This is a genomic window from Salinicoccus sp. ID82-1, from assembly GCF_021991715.1.
Taxonomy (GTDB): domain Bacteria; phylum Bacillota; class Bacilli; order Staphylococcales; family Salinicoccaceae; genus Salinicoccus; species Salinicoccus cyprini.
The window spans coordinates 352,802-369,313 of sequence record NZ_JAGFLY010000001.1; the positions used below are offsets into that span (position 1 = coordinate 352,802).

Annotated in this window: 16 protein-coding genes and 1 riboswitch; of the genes, 11 read left to right on the forward strand and 5 right to left on the reverse strand. The window is 48.4% G+C overall.

Going from position 1 to position 16,512, the window contains the following annotated elements; translation table 11 throughout:
- Window positions 1-5 precede the first annotated feature (5 nt).
- Window positions 6-194: a hypothetical protein gene (locus tag J4760_RS01740; protein WP_237604572.1), complete on the forward strand. Its 189-nt coding sequence runs from the start codon at window positions 6-8 to the stop codon at window positions 192-194.
- Between the two features lie 49 nt (window positions 195-243).
- Here the strand turns inward: J4760_RS01740 and J4760_RS01745 are convergent, their stop codons facing one another.
- The 3 genes from J4760_RS01745 to J4760_RS01755 all read right to left on the reverse strand — a co-directional run bounded on the left by J4760_RS01745 (window position 244) and on the right by J4760_RS01755 (window position 4,153).
- Window positions 244-1,551 (reverse strand): nucleobase:cation symporter-2 family protein, encoded by a 1,308-nt coding sequence (locus tag J4760_RS01745; RefSeq protein ID WP_145285525.1) that lies wholly within the window; start codon window positions 1,549-1,551, stop codon window positions 244-246.
- Window positions 1,551-2,135 (reverse strand): xanthine phosphoribosyltransferase, encoded by a 585-nt coding sequence (locus tag J4760_RS01750; protein ID WP_237604573.1) that lies wholly within the window; start codon window positions 2,133-2,135, stop codon window positions 1,551-1,553. The genes J4760_RS01745 and J4760_RS01750 overlap by 1 nt, the downstream gene beginning before the upstream one ends.
- 79 nt (window positions 2,136-2,214) lie before the next feature.
- Window positions 2,215-2,316, reverse strand: a riboswitch (purine riboswitch).
- A gap of 100 nt (window positions 2,317-2,416) precedes the next feature.
- The gene (locus J4760_RS01755; RefSeq protein WP_483314034.1) at window positions 2,417-4,153 is read right to left on the reverse strand and encodes an ABC transporter ATP-binding protein; all 1,737 of its coding nucleotides are present in this window, start codon (window positions 4,151-4,153) and stop codon (window positions 2,417-2,419) included.
- A 154-nt stretch (window positions 4,154-4,307) separates the two neighbouring features.
- Here J4760_RS01755 and J4760_RS01760 point away from each other — a divergent pair, with 154 nt between their 5' ends.
- Window positions 4,308-6,353, forward strand: coding sequence for a copper-translocating P-type ATPase (locus J4760_RS01760; protein WP_237604575.1), 2,046 nt, complete (start codon window positions 4,308-4,310; stop codon window positions 6,351-6,353).
- 112 nt (window positions 6,354-6,465) lie between these two features.
- Here the strand turns inward: J4760_RS01760 and J4760_RS01765 are convergent, their stop codons facing one another.
- The gene (locus J4760_RS01765; protein ID WP_237604576.1) at window positions 6,466-7,332 is read right to left on the reverse strand and encodes a 2-dehydropantoate 2-reductase N-terminal domain-containing protein; all 867 of its coding nucleotides are present in this window, start codon (window positions 7,330-7,332) and stop codon (window positions 6,466-6,468) included.
- Window positions 7,333-7,423: 91 nt separating this feature from the next.
- Between J4760_RS01765 and panB the strand changes: the two genes are divergently transcribed.
- Genes panB through J4760_RS01785 form a run of 4 tightly spaced genes read left to right on the forward strand, consistent with a single transcriptional unit; the run spans window position 7,424 to window position 10,508 of the window.
- Window positions 7,424-8,230: a 3-methyl-2-oxobutanoate hydroxymethyltransferase gene (gene panB / locus J4760_RS01770; RefSeq protein ID WP_237604577.1), complete on the forward strand. Its 807-nt coding sequence runs from the start codon at window positions 7,424-7,426 to the stop codon at window positions 8,228-8,230.
- Window positions 8,227-9,093: a pantoate--beta-alanine ligase gene (gene panC, locus J4760_RS01775; RefSeq protein ID WP_237604578.1), complete on the forward strand. Its 867-nt coding sequence runs from the start codon at window positions 8,227-8,229 to the stop codon at window positions 9,091-9,093. The genes panB and panC overlap by 4 nt, the downstream gene beginning before the upstream one ends.
- On the forward strand, window positions 9,068-9,469 hold the full coding sequence (gene panD / locus J4760_RS01780) for an aspartate 1-decarboxylase (RefSeq protein ID WP_237604579.1): 402 nt from the start codon (window positions 9,068-9,070) through the stop codon (window positions 9,467-9,469). The genes panC and panD overlap by 26 nt, the downstream gene beginning before the upstream one ends.
- 49 nt (window positions 9,470-9,518) lie before the next feature.
- Window positions 9,519-10,508, forward strand: coding sequence for a CAP domain-containing protein (locus J4760_RS01785; protein WP_237604580.1), 990 nt, complete (start codon window positions 9,519-9,521; stop codon window positions 10,506-10,508).
- 326 nt (window positions 10,509-10,834) lie between these two features.
- Here the strand turns inward: J4760_RS01785 and lexA are convergent, their stop codons facing one another.
- A complete protein-coding gene (gene lexA, locus J4760_RS01790) occupies window positions 10,835-11,449 on the reverse strand; it encodes a transcriptional repressor LexA (protein WP_145285558.1) in 615 nt (204 codons plus the stop codon).
- Between the two features lie 139 nt (window positions 11,450-11,588).
- On the opposite strand from lexA, the gene J4760_RS01795 reads away from it, so the two are divergent.
- The 5 genes from J4760_RS01795 (at window position 11,589) to J4760_RS01815 (ending at window position 16,506) form a co-directional block, all read left to right on the forward strand.
- On the forward strand, window positions 11,589-11,837 hold the full coding sequence (locus tag J4760_RS01795; RefSeq protein ID WP_237604581.1) for a hypothetical protein: 249 nt from the start codon (window positions 11,589-11,591) through the stop codon (window positions 11,835-11,837).
- Window positions 11,838-11,909: 72 nt separating this feature from the next.
- The gene (locus J4760_RS01800; protein WP_237604582.1) at window positions 11,910-12,146 is read left to right on the forward strand and encodes a DUF896 domain-containing protein; all 237 of its coding nucleotides are present in this window, start codon (window positions 11,910-11,912) and stop codon (window positions 12,144-12,146) included.
- A 13-nt stretch (window positions 12,147-12,159) separates the two neighbouring features.
- Complete coding sequence (gene tkt, locus J4760_RS01805) at window positions 12,160-14,145, forward strand: transketolase (RefSeq protein WP_145285566.1); 1,986 nt, start codon at window positions 12,160-12,162, stop codon at window positions 14,143-14,145.
- A 66-nt stretch (window positions 14,146-14,211) separates the two neighbouring features.
- Complete coding sequence (locus J4760_RS01810; protein ID WP_145285569.1) at window positions 14,212-14,472, forward strand: YneF family protein; 261 nt, start codon at window positions 14,212-14,214, stop codon at window positions 14,470-14,472.
- A gap of 324 nt (window positions 14,473-14,796) precedes the next feature.
- Window positions 14,797-16,506, forward strand: a complete 1,710-nt coding sequence (locus J4760_RS01815; protein ID WP_237604583.1) for a glutathione ABC transporter substrate-binding protein — start codon at window positions 14,797-14,799, stop codon at window positions 16,504-16,506.
- Window positions 16,507-16,512 lie beyond the last annotated feature (6 nt).

Here is a 16,512-nt window from a genome sequence, read left to right on the forward strand (position 1 = left end):
GAACTATGATGTATCTGGAACTGATGCTGCCGATCATTTTTCTGACAGCAATTCTGCTGTTTACGAGCCGATCTAAACTTTTCAATAGTAATGGCAGAAGCATGAAGCACTCTGATGCTGATATCTTTTTGAAGTCTATACTAGGTCTTGAGATTGCTGTTGTGGCGGTGCTGTTGATTGTAAGTAGTATGTAACGAAAAAAACCATCGTTCGATATATGAATATCGAACGATGGTTTTTTGTCTATTGTGTCATCTGTTCACTCTCAAGCGAAGTCTGCTCGACGTTTTCACTTCTCAAGTTGAACACAAGGTTCAGAACGATGGCAGTCAGACTGCCGAGGACGATGCCGCTTTCAGCGATGACGCCGAAGGTGGACGGTACGATGGCGAACAGCTCAGGAACTGCTGTGACGCCAAGTCCCATGCCGATTGAGATGGCCATGATCATCAGATTGTTCTGGTTTTCAAAATCGACTCTTGAAAGCATCTTGATACCGTATGAAATGACCATGCCGAACATTGCGAGCATTGCACCACCGAGAACTGGTGTCGGTATGACCATCGTAATCGCACCGATCTTCGGTACGAGACCGAGCAGGATCAGCATGACGCCGGCGATGTAGATGATGCGTTTATTTCTCACACCGGACAACTGGACGAGTCCGACGTTCTGGGAGTAGGTCGTGTACGGGAAGGAGTTGAACAGGCCGCCGAGAATGATGGCCATGCCTTCGGCACGGTAGCCGCGCTTCAGATCCTTCTCTTCGATCTCTTCCTCACAGATATCTCCGAGTGCAAAGTAGACGCCTGTCGCTTCAACGAGTCCGACGACGGCAACGAGCATCATCGTGACGATCGGCACCAGGTGGAATTCCGGCATGCCGAAGAAGAAGAAGTGGGGCAGGTGGAACCATGATGCGTCGCGTACTTCAGTCATGTCGACCATGCCGAAGAATGAACTCACGATGGTGACGATGACGATACCGCTCAGAATGGCGATGGACTTCAGGAAACCTTTGCCGAATCTGAATAGAATCAAAATGACAGCGAGTGTGCTGAATCCGAGTGCCAGGTTGAGGCCGGAGCCGTAGTCAGCACTGCCCTGGCCGCCTGAGATGTCATGCATCGCGACGGGAACGAGTGTAATTCCGATGATGGTGACTACAGTACCCGTTACGACTGGCGGGAAGAAGCGGATCATCTTGCTGAAGTATTTTCCAATCAGCAGTACAAACAGTCCGGTGACGAGGATGGCGCCATAGATCGATGTGATGCCATAAGTGGTGCCGATGGCGATCATCGGTCCGACAGCGGTGAACGTACAGCCGAGGACGACGGGCAGTCCGATGCCTGAGAACTGGTTCTTCCATACTTGAAGAATCGTTGCGATACCGCACATGAAAATATCGATGGCAATGAGATATGTCAGCTGGGCAGATGTGAGTCCGATGGCGGCGCCGACAATAAGTGGAACGACGACTGCGCCTGCATACATGGCGAGTACGTGCTGGAAGCCGAGTGACAGCTGTTTCGTTTTTGACATCTGCATTATGCGTTCACCCCTGACAGAAAGTTGATTTCCCCATTGGACAGGGAAGCGATGCGTGCGAGCGACTCGACATGATAGCCTCTGTCCTTGAGCTTCTGTGCACCGTCCTGGAATGATTTCTCGATGACGATGCCGATGCCTGCGACGCGTGCACCAGCAAGATGAACGATATCAGCAAGCGCGTTTGCCGCTTCGCCATTGGCGAGGAAGTCATCGATGATCAGAATGGAATCATCACTTGAGATGAACTTGTCCGCTACAGCAATCGTATTGGTTTCCTGTTTTGTATATGAATAGACTTCTGCAGTGAGCAGATTTTCATCAAGCGTCAGAGATTTCCTTTTTCTGGCGAATACGACCGGTACACCGAGCGCAAGCCCTGCCATGACAGAAGGTGCAATGCCTGAAGATTCAAGCGTCAGTATTCTCGTAATATTTTTTCCTTCGAATCTTTCCTTGAACGCCTGGCCGATTTCAACCATGAGTTCCGGATCGATCTGGTGATTTAGAAAGTGATCCACTTTCAGTACCGTGTCCGATAGTGCGACACCTTCGTTCAGTATTTTTTCCTTGAGCAACTCCATGAACAACACCCCAAAAAGTATTTTTAAAATAAAAAAACTCAAAGCACACATCAATGAGATGAGTATACTTCGAGTGTATCCACGCAAGTTACTCACCCATAGTCGGAACATTTACGGTATCCCGGTAGAAACTTGCAGGCCATATCCCTGCGATTATATGAGTGCTTTGTATTTAAGATGTACATAATCATAACATAATAAACGAACTTTTCAACACTATTTTTGTCTTAAGTTCACATTTTAGTTTAAAAGTACAATGTTTTTAGGATTTAGTTCGGGTTTCAAGTCGTCTGGTACGTGAACTGCGCATCATGAAGTGATCTATAGATGCCGCCTTCTTTGGACACCAGCTCTTCATGGGTGCCATTTTCAGAAATGCCTTCCTTTGTCACGACCATGATGCGGTCTGCATTCTTGATGGTGGCAAGACGATGGGCGATGACGAGTGTCGTCCGGCCTTCTGCCAGACGGTTCAAGGCAGTCTGGATCTGTACTTCCGTTGCCGTGTCGAGGGCGCTTGTCGCTTCATCGAGTATGAGGATCGGCGGGTTCTTCAGAAACATGCGTGCAATGGCGATGCGCTGCTTCTGGCCGCCCGATAGTTTGACCCCGCGCTCCCCGACAATTGTATCGAGGCCGTCACGGTAGCTATCTACAAGTTCCTTCAATTGTGCTTTTTCAAGTGCTGCGTATATTTCCGCATCATCTGCTTCCGGCTTGCCGTATGCCACGTTGTCCCGGAGTGAACCGGAGAACAGAAAGACATCCTGCTGGACTGTACCGATATTTTCCCTCAGTGAAGCGAGTGTGTAGTCGCGGATATCCGTCCCGTCCACCTGGATGGCCCCTTCTGTAACATCGTAGAATCTTGGCAATAGGGAACAGAGCGTAGTCTTTCCGGCCCCGCTCGGTCCGACGAACGCAACGGTTTCACCTGGTTTGATGGACAGTGAAATGCTGTTCAATACAGTCTTATCCTCATAGGCGAAGGTGACATCATCATAGACAATATGACCACGAGCGTCTTCAAGCGGCACTGCATTTTCACGATCCTGCACATCCGGCACTTCACGCATGATCTCGGTAAAATGATTGAAGCCGGCAATACCATTCGGATAGAGCTCGATCACTGCATTGATTTTCTCGAGTGGCTTGAAAAGTATGTTTGAAATGAGGATGAATGCGGCGAATTCGCCGAATGTCAATTCTCCATTCATCGTATAGTATGCACCGGCAATCAGGATGAAGACGGTTACGAGACGCATCAGCATATAGGTGGTCGATGTATTGAACGCCATGATCTTGTATGCTTTCAGCTTTGTTTTTCTGAATGACTCGTTGATTACTCTGAAGCTGTCGTATTCGCGCTTTTCATTGGCGAATGCCTGGACCAGTCGTATGCCGCCGATCTTGTCCTCGATCATATGGTTGAAGTCCGAGACACGGCCGAACAGTTCCCGGAAGGCCACCGTCATCTTCTTATTGAAGTAGATGGCAATCACCAGGATGAGTGGGACGATGATGAACGAGATGATCGCCAGTTCAGGATGGATGGCGAACATGATGCCGAAAGCACCGAGCAGTGTCATGATGGCGATGAAAAGATCTTCAGGACCATGGTGCGCCATCTCGCCGACGTTCATCAGATCATTGGTCAGCCGTGTCAGCAGCTTGCCGGTCTTGGTGTTGTCGAAGAAGCGGTAGGACAGCCGCTGGATATGTGCGTATAGGTCATTGCGTATATCCCGCTCTATGTTCGTACCGAGCATATGTCCCCAGTAGGTGACAATAAACTGCAGGAAGGTGTTGAACATATAGACCACAATCAGACCAGCAGCTGCAATAATGATCCATTGCCAGTTGCCGGAAGGCAGCAGTTCGTCTATGAACAGATTGACGATGAGTGGAAAGCCGAGCTCAAGCAGTCCGACGACGACTGCACAGAAGAAGTCTGTGAAAAATAAAAGCTTATAGGGTGCGTAGTAGGAAAAGAAACGTTTCAAATGGTGTGCCTCCAATGCTTGTAAAGTTGCGGTATGTATGAACTCCTTATCGATTATACCATGCCAGTCATAATTGCGGACTCGGTCCAAAGTTCTGTAATTCCAAATACTTGATTTTTATACCCCTTAGGGGTATTATATGGATATAGATAACATAGGGAGTGATTACATGGACGCACATCATAATCATGACAATAATGAACATGAAACTCATAACCATGAAGGTCACAACGACTCTCACGCTCACGGACATGGGGGCCATGATCATGGAGATATGGTGACGGAGTTTCGCAATAAGTTCTTCGTTGTGCTGATATTTTCGATTCCAATCGTGCTGCTCTCTCCAATGATCCAGCAGTTCATGGGTGTCGACTGGCGCTTTGATGGCGACACCTATATTGTTGCTGCCCTCTCCACATTCGTCTTCTTCTATGGCGGCTGGCCCTTCATCAAAGGTGGTTTTGATGAACTGAAGGGAAGGGAACCGGGAATGATGACGCTGATCGGTATGGCAATTTCCATCGCGTTCTTCTACAGCATGGCTGTCGTATTCGGATTTGATGGAGAAGTGATATTCTGGGAACTGGCAACGTTGGTACTGATCATGCTTCTCGGCCACTGGATCGAAATGCGTTCCATCAGCAATGCATCGAAAGCACTCGAGTCGCTTGCGTCACTGATGCCGGATAGTGCGAGCCGCATTACGAGCAGCGGTGATACTGAGGAAGTACAGGTGGACGATATAAGAGCTGGTGATCTGCTTCTGGTCAAGCCAGGGGAGAAGATGCCTCTTGACGGTAAGATTGTCAAAGGGCAATCCCAGGTTGACGAGTCCATGCTGACAGGCGAATCTGTTCCGGTAGCGAAATCTGTTAATGATGAAGTGATCGGCGGCTCAATCAATAGGGAGGGGTCTCTCACAATTGAAGTGGAAAAACTGAGGGACGAGTCCTACCTCAGCCAGGTCATCGAAATGGTCAAGGCTTCCCAGGAAACCAAATCGAAGACACAGGACATCACAAACAAAGCCGCCAAGTGGCTGTTTTATATTGCCCTCGGCGCAGGCATCACCACATTCATTGTATGGATGAGTATTGGCGCAGGCATGAACACTGCAATACAGCGCACAGTGACTGTCATGGTCATCACATGTCCTCACGCACTCGGGTTGGCGGCACCGCTTGTCATTTCGGTCTCTACAGCGCTTGCTGCAAAGTATGGGCTGCTGATACGCAAACGTCCGCAATTTGAAAAAGCCCGAAATATCGATGCGGTCATATTCGATAAGACAGGTACACTGACTGAAGGCGAATTTGGTGTGACGGATATTCAGTCATTCTCGGCACTGGATGAAGACACCATATTGAGCTACGCAGCAGCAGTAGAGAACGAATCAGAACATCCTATTGCAGCAGGCATCATCAATGAAGCCTCTGAAAGAGGACTGAAACCTGGTAGTTTAACAGATTTCAATTCCATCACTGGCGTAGGGATAGAAGGCGATGTTGATGGCAGAAGTGTCAAAGTCGTCAGTCCGGGCTATATGGATCAAAATGATATCCAATTCAATGACCACAACTTCAACAGATGGTCGGATCAGGGAAAGACTGTTGTTTTTCTGATAGTTGACGAAGCACTTGCCGGTGCCATTGCATTAACGGATAAAATCAAGGAAAGTTCCAGACAGACGATTGAGCAGCTGCATGATAGGAACATTAAAGCCATCATGCTGACCGGGGATAACCATAAGGTTGCGAACTACGTGGCGAAAGAAATCGGAATAGACGAAGTATACGCAGAAGTGCTGCCCGATCAGAAGGCGGAAAAAGTAACGGAAATTAAAAGCCGTGGACTGGTTGTTGCAATGACAGGGGACGGTATCAACGACGCACCAGCACTCGCAAAAGCGGATGTCGGTATAGCAGTAGGTGCGGGTACCGACATCGCCATGGACAGTGCAGATATTGTTCTGGTCAACAGTAATCCAAAAGATATAATGGCCATCTTCAGTTTGTCCAGACGTACTTTCAGCAAACTGGTGCAGAACCTGATCTGGGCAAGCGGCTACAATATATTTGCCATTCCGTTGGCTGCAGGTGTACTGGCACCCTGGGGCATCGTACTCAGTCCAGCTGTTGGTGCAGTGCTGATGAGCTTGAGCACTGTTATTGTCGCCATCAATGCCCAGCTGCTTCATCGGTTTGAAGTAGAGTAGTAGCGTATTGTTTTGAGATGGCTGATTTGAAACCAATATGGTAGAAGGACCTTGCCTTAGTATCGGCAAGGTCCTGTTTTTATACTTCATTTTCCTGAGTTATCTTCTATTTCTACCTCTCATACTGGTACGCCTCAAGCAGGGTGACGACCATATCAAGGACCGGGGTTTTGAGATCTCCTTTCTGCTGATGGAGGTATTTCTGTATGAAGGCATACTCGGTCCTCGCACCTGAAATGACGTCGTAGTACATGCTTGTTCCCATTTCACGGTTATAACTTCTATATACGGATAGCGCCGTATCAACAAACGCAGGATCGATGATCGTCTCCTCCTGGTTGATGATGGCTACGCCTTCTTCGAGCAGTGAACGGGTCACGCCGACGACGGATTCTAGGTCGAAAATTTTTGCGGTATTGCCGGATAGGGCAGTGAGTGAGTTGATACCAAGGTTGATCAGCAGCTTCTCGTACCGGGTACGGATAAAATTCTTTGATTTTTGTATTTCAAGTTCCGTTTCGTCATTTTGAGATAGGTCTTTCGTCAAAATATCCAGATGTATGTAGGATCTGTCTTCGACGAGCAGCCTTGCATCCTGGAAATGTTCGACCATATCCTCATGCTTCTGACCGCTGATGTAGACGACTGCCGGTACGGCAGAGTCGAAGAAATCATCGAACCCCATGCCGTTTTGGCAAAGGACGATTTCCGTATTCCCATGGCTCATTGCTTGTGTAGTACGAGACAGTGTCTCGAGTGCCGTAGCTTTGGTGGCGATAAAGATGAGGTCGAAGGGTTTTCCTTCATATGCATGGACATTCTCGATCCGGTATGGATAATGGTGCTTTTCCCCATTTTCAAGTATGGTGAAGCCTTCTTTGACCGATCTGCCGAAAAGTGTGGTATCATGATTGAGCTTTTTAAGTTCACGCGCAATGACGCTGCCGACAGCACCGATGCCGATGACTGCAATTTTCATATATATGTCTCCTTTGGGTGGATGTAGCGTTGATAAATAATATGGTAGACTAATTATAATATATAACTTCCGAATGGAAAGGGGCAGCAGCATGAAAGCGACAAGTGATTGGAAACAGATGAAAGAGAAAGGTGAGAAGATCACCATGGTCACAGCGTATGACTATCCGAGTGCGAAGCAGAGCGAGGCGGCAGGCATGGATACCATCCTGGTCGGTGACTCGCTCGGCATGACGGTGCTCGGCTATGCCAGTACGGTCCAGGTGACGATGGATGACATGATTCACCATGCCAGAGCAGTCAGACGGGGGGCGCCGGATACTTACGTCGTGGTGGACATGCCATTCGGTACGTATCATGGAAATGTGGACGACAGTGTCCAGAACGCACTCGATCTGTATCAGGCGACAGATGCCAATGCCATCAAGCTTGAAGGTGCCGGATGCATCGATATTATCCGGCGTGCAGTGGCTGCCGGTGTGCCTGTGGTTGCTCATCTTGGACTGACGCCCCAGTCGGTCGGTGTCACCGGATTCAGGATGCAGGCATCGGATGAAGCGGCTGCGATGCAGCTCATCCAGGATGCCAAGGCGGTGGAGTCGGCGGGAGCTTCCATGCTTGTGCTTGAAGCCATTCCTTCGGACCTTGCTGAAAAAGTGACCGCTGTCCTCGGGATACCGACAATCGGCATCGGCGCCGGCGTCAATGTGGACGGCCAGGTGCTGGTCTATCACGATGTGCTGCAGTACGGCACCGAACGTCTGCCGAAATTCGTCAGACCTTATGCAGATTTCAATACAGCCGGCGTGCAGGGCCTGAAGTCATATGTGGCAGCGGTCAAGGCGGGGGAATTCCCGGACGTGTCGACAACATACAAGAGGAAGGTATTTGAAGAATGATGAAAACAGCGAGTACAATAGAAGAAGTCCGCAGCATACTGAAAGAGAAGAAAGGCCAGTCGATCGCACTCGTGCCGACGATGGGCTATCTGCATGAAGGACATATGGCGCTCGTCGAGGCGGCAAGGCAGAAGGGCGATATCGTCGTGGTGAGCATATTCGTCAATCCGCTGCAGTTCGGTCCGGATGAGGATCTCGACAGCTATCCGAGAGATCTCGAGCGCGACCTTGAAATCTGCCGGATGCATGGGGTGGATGTCGTCTTCCATCCGGCAGAGACCGAGATGTATCCGAAGAAGCCTGAGCTTCTGCTGACACTTGAAACGATGGCATCCATTCTTGACGGTGTCAGAAGACCGGGACACTTCGAAGGGGTAGTGACAGTGGTGAACAAGCTGTTCAATATCATTCGTCCGGACTATGCCGTATTCGGAGAGAAGGATCGCCAGCAGCTGATGATCATCAAAAGGATGGCCGAGGACTTCAACCATGATATAGAAATCATCGGAGTACCGACGGAACGCGAATCGGATGGTCTGGCCAAAAGCAGCAGGAATGTCAACCTGTCCGATGTGGAGCGGGAGGAGGCACCGGCGATCAATGAGGCGCTCATGATGGGCCGTGATCTGATTCTTGACGGTGTCACGGATGCTGCATCAGTCAAGGAACGCATCGAAGCGCATATCATGGATCATACATCCGGCACAATCGATGACCTGCAGATCTTTACCCATCCTGATCTTAATCCTGTTCAAACCATAGAAGGTAATGCTATAATATTCATTGCTGTTAAGTTTGAGAAAACACGATTAATAGATAATGTGATGGTGATGAAAAATGATCAGAACAATGATGAACGGTAAAATACACCGTGCTGTCGTGACGGAGGCCAACCTCAACTACGTTGGCAGCATCACGATTGATCCGGTACTTCTTGAAGCAGCGAACATGCTGCCGAATGAAAAGGTGCAGATCGTCAATAATAATAATGGTGAACGTCTTGAAACATATATCATCGAAGGCGCAAGAGGCTCCGGGGAAATCTGTCTGAATGGTGCTGCTGCGAGAAGAGTGCAGGTCGGTGATGTCATCATCATCATCAGCTACGTGCAGCTGGATGAGGCGGAGCTCGCAGTTCATGAACCGAATGTGGTGCTTGTCGATGCACACAACAATATCGTCGAGCCTCAGTACTTTGAAAAAAGACAAACCGAATATACACATCAGGGAAGTAATTAGACATCTGTTTAATTACTTTTTTTGAACTTTTCAAGAAGGGGGTGGATGCATGTTCGGAAAACTTTTCTTTATCATCTTCATATATGCCGTCTCTACGTTTCTTGCACCTGTGGTGCAGTCCTATGACTTCGAGGAGGGGCTCAACCGCAGCTATCTGAATGGCTGGCTAGAGGAACACGTCTATCCGACCTATGATATGAGCGAAATCCATGAAGTGAACAGTGAACAGACCCAGGAAGTCGAAATCAATCTGGAAACCCAATATGCAGTGGAGGACCAGGAAGTGCTCGGAAGCGAGTATACAGGGGATTTTGTAGTTGAGAATGACTACGGCATGTTCAGGATGGTGCTGGTCAATGAAGGACAGGTGAGTGGTGCCTACACGAACAGCGACGATGTCTCGATCGATACGATCAACATCGAAGGCATGGATCGCGAGAGTGTCAGAAGCATATACGGGGAACCGGTCGATTCGATCAAGAAAGGATGGAAGCGGCTCAGAGTGACCAACGAGGAGTATGAGGTGTATGACCTGAAGGACAGGTATGTCTACTTCTTCTACGATCTACATGATGGGGAGAAGGTCAACGGTGTGCTGATGCTTTTGAAGGACGAGGTCCGGGCAGCCGATTCACTGTACAATCACCCTGCAGCAGAAGACAACTCAAGGATGAACCATCTTCTTGTCAATGCCACAAGATACGAGTATGGCTTCGATCCGCTTGAAGAGGACGAGCAGGCATCCGATGCAGCACTCGGCCACAGCAAGGACATGGCGGAACGGGATTATTTCAATCATGACTCGCCGGATGGGGAGACACTGAAAGACCGCATAGAAGAAGCGGACGTATCATATCGCATGGCGGGAGAGAATATAGCCATGGGGCATACATCGACCATCTTTTCGCATCACAGCCTGATGAATTCGATGGACCACCGCGTCAATACGCTGAAGCCCGAATTCACCCATATTGGTACAGGCACAGCCTATAATGCAGATGACATCCCATATTATACTGAAAACTATATATACAGATGACACCCGCGTTACGGGGTAATAGTACCCCATTATCTGCGTTTCAAAGTTCTGGCAAGGGGAATCTATAAGTAGACACCACGGGTTGTCCGGAAACAGTCATCACCTTTCCTACTACCCATCCTGATAGACCGATAGAACGAGGGGATGCAGTTGAACACTAAAGCGCAGGAAAATAAAACAAAAGATTCTACAGATATTCTGGAACAGGTAAAAATAATACTTGGTAGATAAATAATCATCAGCAATGAAACAGATTACAGGATGGAACTAGGAAAGATATAATAAAAAGGGCGCCTCTGGCGCCCTTTTAGTATGTTCAATTCTTTTTAGAAGGAGCGGAACAGTCCGACAACCTTGCCGAGTACAGTGACGCTATCCACTATGATCGGTTCCATTGATGCATTTTCAGGCTGAAGCCTGTAGTACCCGCTTTCTTTGTAGAAGCGTTTGACTGTCGCTTCGTCCTCTTCCGTCATCGCAACAATGATGTCACCATTGTGGGCGATGTTCTGCTTGCGCACGATGACACGGTCGCCATCATGGATGCCGGCTTCGATCATGCTGTCCCCGACAACATTGAGCAGGAAGATTTCACTATTGTGATTCGCGGTAAAATGTTCGGGCAGCGGGAAATACTCATCGATATTCTCAACGGCAGTGATCGGCAGACCTGCTGTAACCTTACCGAGTACCGGAACGTGGATGACCGGGCTGTACTGGTCATTTTCCTCAGTGATGATTTCAATTGCTCTCGGTTTGGTCGGATCCCGCTTTATATAACCCTTCTCCTGCAGTTTCGCAAGATGTCCGTGAACCGTAGAACTGGACTGCAGTCCGACTGCATTTCCAATTTCCCTTACACTTGGCGGATACCCTTTTTCGTGAACGGTAGACTTTATAAATTGATATATCTGCTTTTGTCTATCTGTTAGCGCCTTCATATATATACCTCCGACTCATTATATATATGATTCTATCATAATAATCAGTATGTTACAAACGTTTGTTCGTAATTCTATTGACCCGGAACAGATGTTCTGATACCATGATAGTACAAACATATGTTCCGGAGGGGATTTTATGACAATCAAAGAATTCAAGCTATTAGGTGCGATATTTGCATTTGCGCTGGTTGCCGGTCTTATTTTCATGTTCGACTCCCATAAGATAGAGAACACACATTCCAATATTGTTTATATAGACGAGTTTGAAGTGATTACGGAAGAAACACCAATGATGGCCAAAGAGGAAACGGATGTTCCGGAGGAGCAATATGCGGAACGCACACATATCGATCATATGATGGAGATGATCGGACTGATAGAATGACTGCCAAGTATGAGAATGGTCTCATACTTTTTTTTGTGTTAAATTATAAGGGAGTGGACAGGAGGTTTCAGCATGCTTGAAAAAGAAAAACTGCAGCGTATCAATGCGCTGGCTGCCAAAAAGAAAGCAGGCAGCATCAAAAAGGACGAACTGGAAGAATTGAAAGGCCTGAGGGAAGAATACTTGAAAAACTTCCGGTCATCTTTCAGAAAACAGGTCGAAAACACGAAAGTGGTCGACCCTGAAGGCAACGATGTAACACCTGAAAAGCTCAAACGTATTCAAGAAGAGAAAAAAACCAGAGACTAAAGGAGCATTTGAAATGACATTTGATAAAACGGATCAGCTTGCAATCAATACAATCAGAACACTTTCAATCGATGCGATCGAGAAAGCAAACTCCGGACACCCGGGACTCCCTATGGGTGCCGCACCAATGGCCTACACACTGTGGACCCGTCATTTGAATTTCAACCCGAACTCCATGGCATGGTTTGATCGTGACCGTTTCGTGCTGAGTGCCGGACATGGTTCCATGCTCATCTACAGTCTGCTCCACCTGAGTGGTGCGCTTGAGATGGAAGAGATCAAGAACTTCAGACAGTATGAATCGAAGACACCGGGACATCCCGAGTTCAAGCATACTGAAGGAGTGGAGATTACAACTGGGCCACTCGGACAGGGCTTTGCAATGAGTGTCGGCATGGCCATGGCGGAAAAGCATCTGGCTGCACGTTTCAATCGTGACAACTATGATGTTGTGGACCACTACACATATGTTGTGACAAGTGATGGCGACCTGATGGAAGGCGTTTCCCACGAAGCAGCTTCCCTGGCGGGCCACCTCAATCTGGATAAGCTGATTGTACTCTATGATTCCAATGACATCTCCCTCGATGGCGATCTTGACAAGAGTTTCTCCGAGGACATCAGAAAACGTTTTGAAGGCTACAACTGGCACTACATCAGAGTCGAAGATGGCAACGATACGGATGAGATAGACAAGGCGATCACAGAAGCAAAGTCATCAGACAAGCCGACGATGATCGAAGTGAAGACAATCATCGGCTATGGTGCACCGAACAAGCAGGGCAAAAGTGCTTCCCACGGCGCGCCGCTTGGTGCAGATGAACGCAAGGCAGCATTTGAATACTACGGTTTCGATCCTGAAGAGACATTCCAGGTGGATGCTTCCGTCTACGACCGTTTCAGCGAGACGATGAAGCAGAGAAGCAATGAGAAGGAAGAAGCATGGAACAAGATGATGGAAGCCTACAAGGAAGAACACAGCGATCTCTACAAGGCGCTTGATGATGCCATCAACCAGCGTCTGGCTGATGACTATGACAAGGACATGCCTTTCTATGAAGCGGGCGACTCGAAAGCGACACGTGCCACTTCAAGTGAAATGATCCAGGCACTTTCAAACAGCGTGCCGACACTCTTCGGTGGGGCTGCCGACCTTGCCAGCAGCAACAAGACGAACGTCAAGGACGAAGAGGACTTCGACCGCAGCAACTACGGCGGACGCAACGTCTGGTTCGGTGTCAGGGAATTCGGCATGGCTGCAGCACTTAACGGTATGTCAGCACATGGCGGCATCTATCCTTACGGCGGCACATTCTTTGTATTCAGCGACTACATGAAGCCGGCCATCCGACTCAGTGCATTGATGAAGCTTCCAGTCACTTATGTGCTGACACATGACTCCATTGCGGTTGGTGAAGATGGTCCGACACATGAGCCTGTCGAGCAGCTTGCCGGTCTCAGAGCGATTCCGAACCTGAATACAATCCGTCCTGCAGACGGCAATGAAACACGTGCAGCATGGAAAGTGGCCATGGAGGCGGTAGATGCACCGACTGCACTTGTACTGACACGTCAGAATGTCGAGGCACTCGATGTCCCTTATGAAACTGTGGAAGATGGAGTCAGAAAAGGCGGTTATCTCGCATTTGACAAAGGTGATGATGCCATACTTTTCGCTTCCGGCAGTGAAGTGCCATTGGCAGTCAAAGCAGCCGAACAGCTTGAAGCTCAGAATGTAAATGTCAAGGTTGCCTCTATTCCGAATATGCAGCAGTTCCTCAGACAGGATGCGGCATATATCGAAAGTGTTCTCAATACCCACATTGAAAACAGAACAGCCATCGAAATGGCTGCAAGCTTCGGCTGGCACCGCTTCGTCGGCATGAACGGTAAAATTCACGCGATCGACACCTACGGTGCCAGCGCGCCGGGCGATGTTGTAATCGAGAAGTACGGATTTACTGTCGAGCGTGTACTGGGTACAGTCCTCGATAAATAATCTGTTGAAAATCACCTGCTTTTATTGTAAACTTTATTATGGTCTACGAAGAAAGAGGTGAGCAGTTTGGATACTTGGATTTGGATAGTAATTGTTACAGTTGCGCTCATCGGTGGCATTGCGCTTGGATTCTTTTTGGCAAGAAAGTACATGATGGACTATCTTGAAAAGAACCCGCCGATCAATGAAGAAATGCTCAGAATGATGATGATGCAAATGGGACAGAAGCCTTCCCAGAAGAAGATAAACCAGATGATGTCCATGATGAACAAATCAACGACGGACACGAAATCGGCTAAAGATCGCATGAAAGCTTCAAAAAGATAAAATATAACCCTTCTGCAAATGCAGGAGGGTTTATTTTTTGTATAAACATATTTTTATGGATGCTTGTTGCCGCGGCGATTGGTCCTGTCCTGTTTCAGGAGAATGGCGACTGATAGCTGCGAACGCGAGTTAAGGGGCCAACTCGCCATCGCCGGATTCATAATGGCGAGAAAGCAAAACACAATACCGACAACCAATTCAATCAAGCCCACCTCATCAAAAAATCAAATAAACTAGACTAAAAATTTCTATTTTTTAGAATATTTATTGTATAGGAATAATCGTTCATATATACTTATACCAGATGAAAAAGGGGGCACTTGAATGAACAGAAGATTTTTCATGTTATTTTTTGTATTAGTATTCACTTTGGCACTTGCTGCCTGTACAGACGATTCGAATGTTGATGAAGCGGTGGAAGAGAACTCCAGCGAAGAAGAAACTTCCGAAAATGCAGAAGGTGAAGGGACAGGCTCTGGTGGCGACCTGACGGTCGCAATGATGGATGATGCTGTTACGCTTGATCCACATGGCAGTAACGACTCTGCATCAGCCCAGGTCAGAAGAAACATATATGAGACGCTTGTGCATCAGGAAGTGGATATGGCACTTGCACCAGGTCTTGCCGAGGAATGGAAAGCAACCGAGGATGATGTATGGAACTTCACTTTGCGCGAAGGGACGACTTTCCATAACGGTTCCGAATTTACTGCAGAAGATGTGAAAGCGACACTTGATCGTGTCAGGGATACTGCAGTGGCGTCGGAAGTGGCGTTTCTGTTCGAAATGATCTCCGACGTGGAAGTGGTCGGCGATTATGAGGTCAACCTGCATACGGAATATCCGTTTGCACCACTGCCAAGTCACCTGGCGCACAATACAGCAGGAATCATGAGCAAGGAACTCATCGATCAGGACTACCAGTCGGCACTGGACGAGGGTGGTGTCGATATGACGGTGGAGGAGTACTATGCACTGCGTGAAGAAGGCGGGTCCGATTATGAAGATATCGCAGAGCGCATTTCCGAGCATACCGGAAATGTCATCGGTTCGGAAGCGGATGGGACAAACCATCTGATGTTCGAGTCCCGTGCACCGGGAGACAATACTGTACTGCAGAAGTTTGAAGACTTCCAGGGCGGGGAACGCAACTTTGAAACAGTGACGTTCCGTGTCATTCCGGAGAATGGTGCACGCATGGCTGAACTGGAAACCGGCGGAATCCAGGTTGCCGGTGACGTCGATTCCACAAGTGCTGTAAGAGTGGAAGAGGGCGAAGATACTGAGCTTGTTGAACAGGAATCAGTAAGAATGTCCTACCTCGGCTTCAATACCGAAAAGGAACCATTTGATGATGTCAGGGTCAGACAGGCCATCTCCTATGCCATCGACCGGGATGAAATCATCTCCGGCGTTTATGATGATATGGGCATCAAGGCGGATGGACCACTTGCACCGGATGTATGGGGTCACGATGAGAACCTTGAAGGTGTCGAATATGATATGGAGCGCGCCAAGGAGCTATTGGCCGAAACAGATGTGGCAGATGGTTTTGAGACGACCATCTGGGTGGATGAAGATCCCCAGATTGTCGACACAGCCGTATACATTCAGGAAAAACTGTCCGAACTGAACATTGATGTACAGGTCGAGCAGTTCGAGTGGGGTGCCTACCTCGATCGCACAGCACAGGGAGATCATGAAATGTTCATTCTTGGATGGACGACTGTTACAGCAGATGCGGACTACGGTCTATACGCACTGTTCCATTCCAACAGCCATGGGGCGACCGGCAACCGTTCATTCTACACGAATGAAGAAGTCGACACCCTTCTGGATGAAGGACGCACAGAACCGGATGAAGATGCACGATTCGAAGCATACAGCCAGGCTCAGGAAATTCTGATTGAAGAAGCACCGGCAGCCTATCTGTTCCACACGAACTTTGCGATCGGCGTCAATTCCAGCCAGGTAAGTGGCGTTGATCTCGACCCGGTCGGCAATATCAGACTTGAGAATGTATCATTCAACTAGACAGCA

Bases quoted from the DNA above. Each gene is read 5' to 3' on its own strand.
- J4760_RS01740 (WP_237604572.1), top strand. From the start codon at position 6: ATGATGTATCTGGAACTGATGCTGCCGATCATTTTTCTGACAGCAATT.
- J4760_RS01745 (WP_145285525.1), bottom strand. From the start codon at position 1,551: ATGCAGATGTCAAAAACGAAACAGCTGTCACTCGGCTTCCAGCACGTA.
- J4760_RS01750 (WP_237604573.1), bottom strand. From the start codon at position 2,135: ATGGAGTTGCTCAAGGAAAAAATACTGAACGAAGGTGTCGCACTATCG.
- J4760_RS01760 (WP_237604575.1), top strand. From the start codon at position 4,308: ATGGACGCACATCATAATCATGACAATAATGAACATGAAACTCATAAC.
- J4760_RS01765 (WP_237604576.1), bottom strand. From the start codon at position 7,332: ATGAAAATTGCAGTCATCGGCATCGGTGCTGTCGGCAGCGTCATTGCG.
- panB (WP_237604577.1), top strand. From the start codon at position 7,424: ATGAAAGCGACAAGTGATTGGAAACAGATGAAAGAGAAAGGTGAGAAG.
- panC (WP_237604578.1), top strand. From the start codon at position 8,227: ATGATGAAAACAGCGAGTACAATAGAAGAAGTCCGCAGCATACTGAAA.
- panD (WP_237604579.1), top strand. From the start codon at position 9,068: ATGATCAGAACAATGATGAACGGTAAAATACACCGTGCTGTCGTGACG.
- J4760_RS01785 (WP_237604580.1), top strand. From the start codon at position 9,519: ATGTTCGGAAAACTTTTCTTTATCATCTTCATATATGCCGTCTCTACG.
- lexA (WP_145285558.1), bottom strand. From the start codon at position 11,449: ATGAAGGCGCTAACAGATAGACAAAAGCAGATATATCAATTTATAAAG.
- J4760_RS01795 (WP_237604581.1), top strand. From the start codon at position 11,589: ATGACAATCAAAGAATTCAAGCTATTAGGTGCGATATTTGCATTTGCG.
- J4760_RS01800 (WP_237604582.1), top strand. From the start codon at position 11,910: ATGCTTGAAAAAGAAAAACTGCAGCGTATCAATGCGCTGGCTGCCAAA.
- tkt (WP_145285566.1), top strand. From the start codon at position 12,160: ATGACATTTGATAAAACGGATCAGCTTGCAATCAATACAATCAGAACA.
- J4760_RS01815 (WP_237604583.1), top strand. From the start codon at position 14,797: ATGAACAGAAGATTTTTCATGTTATTTTTTGTATTAGTATTCACTTTG.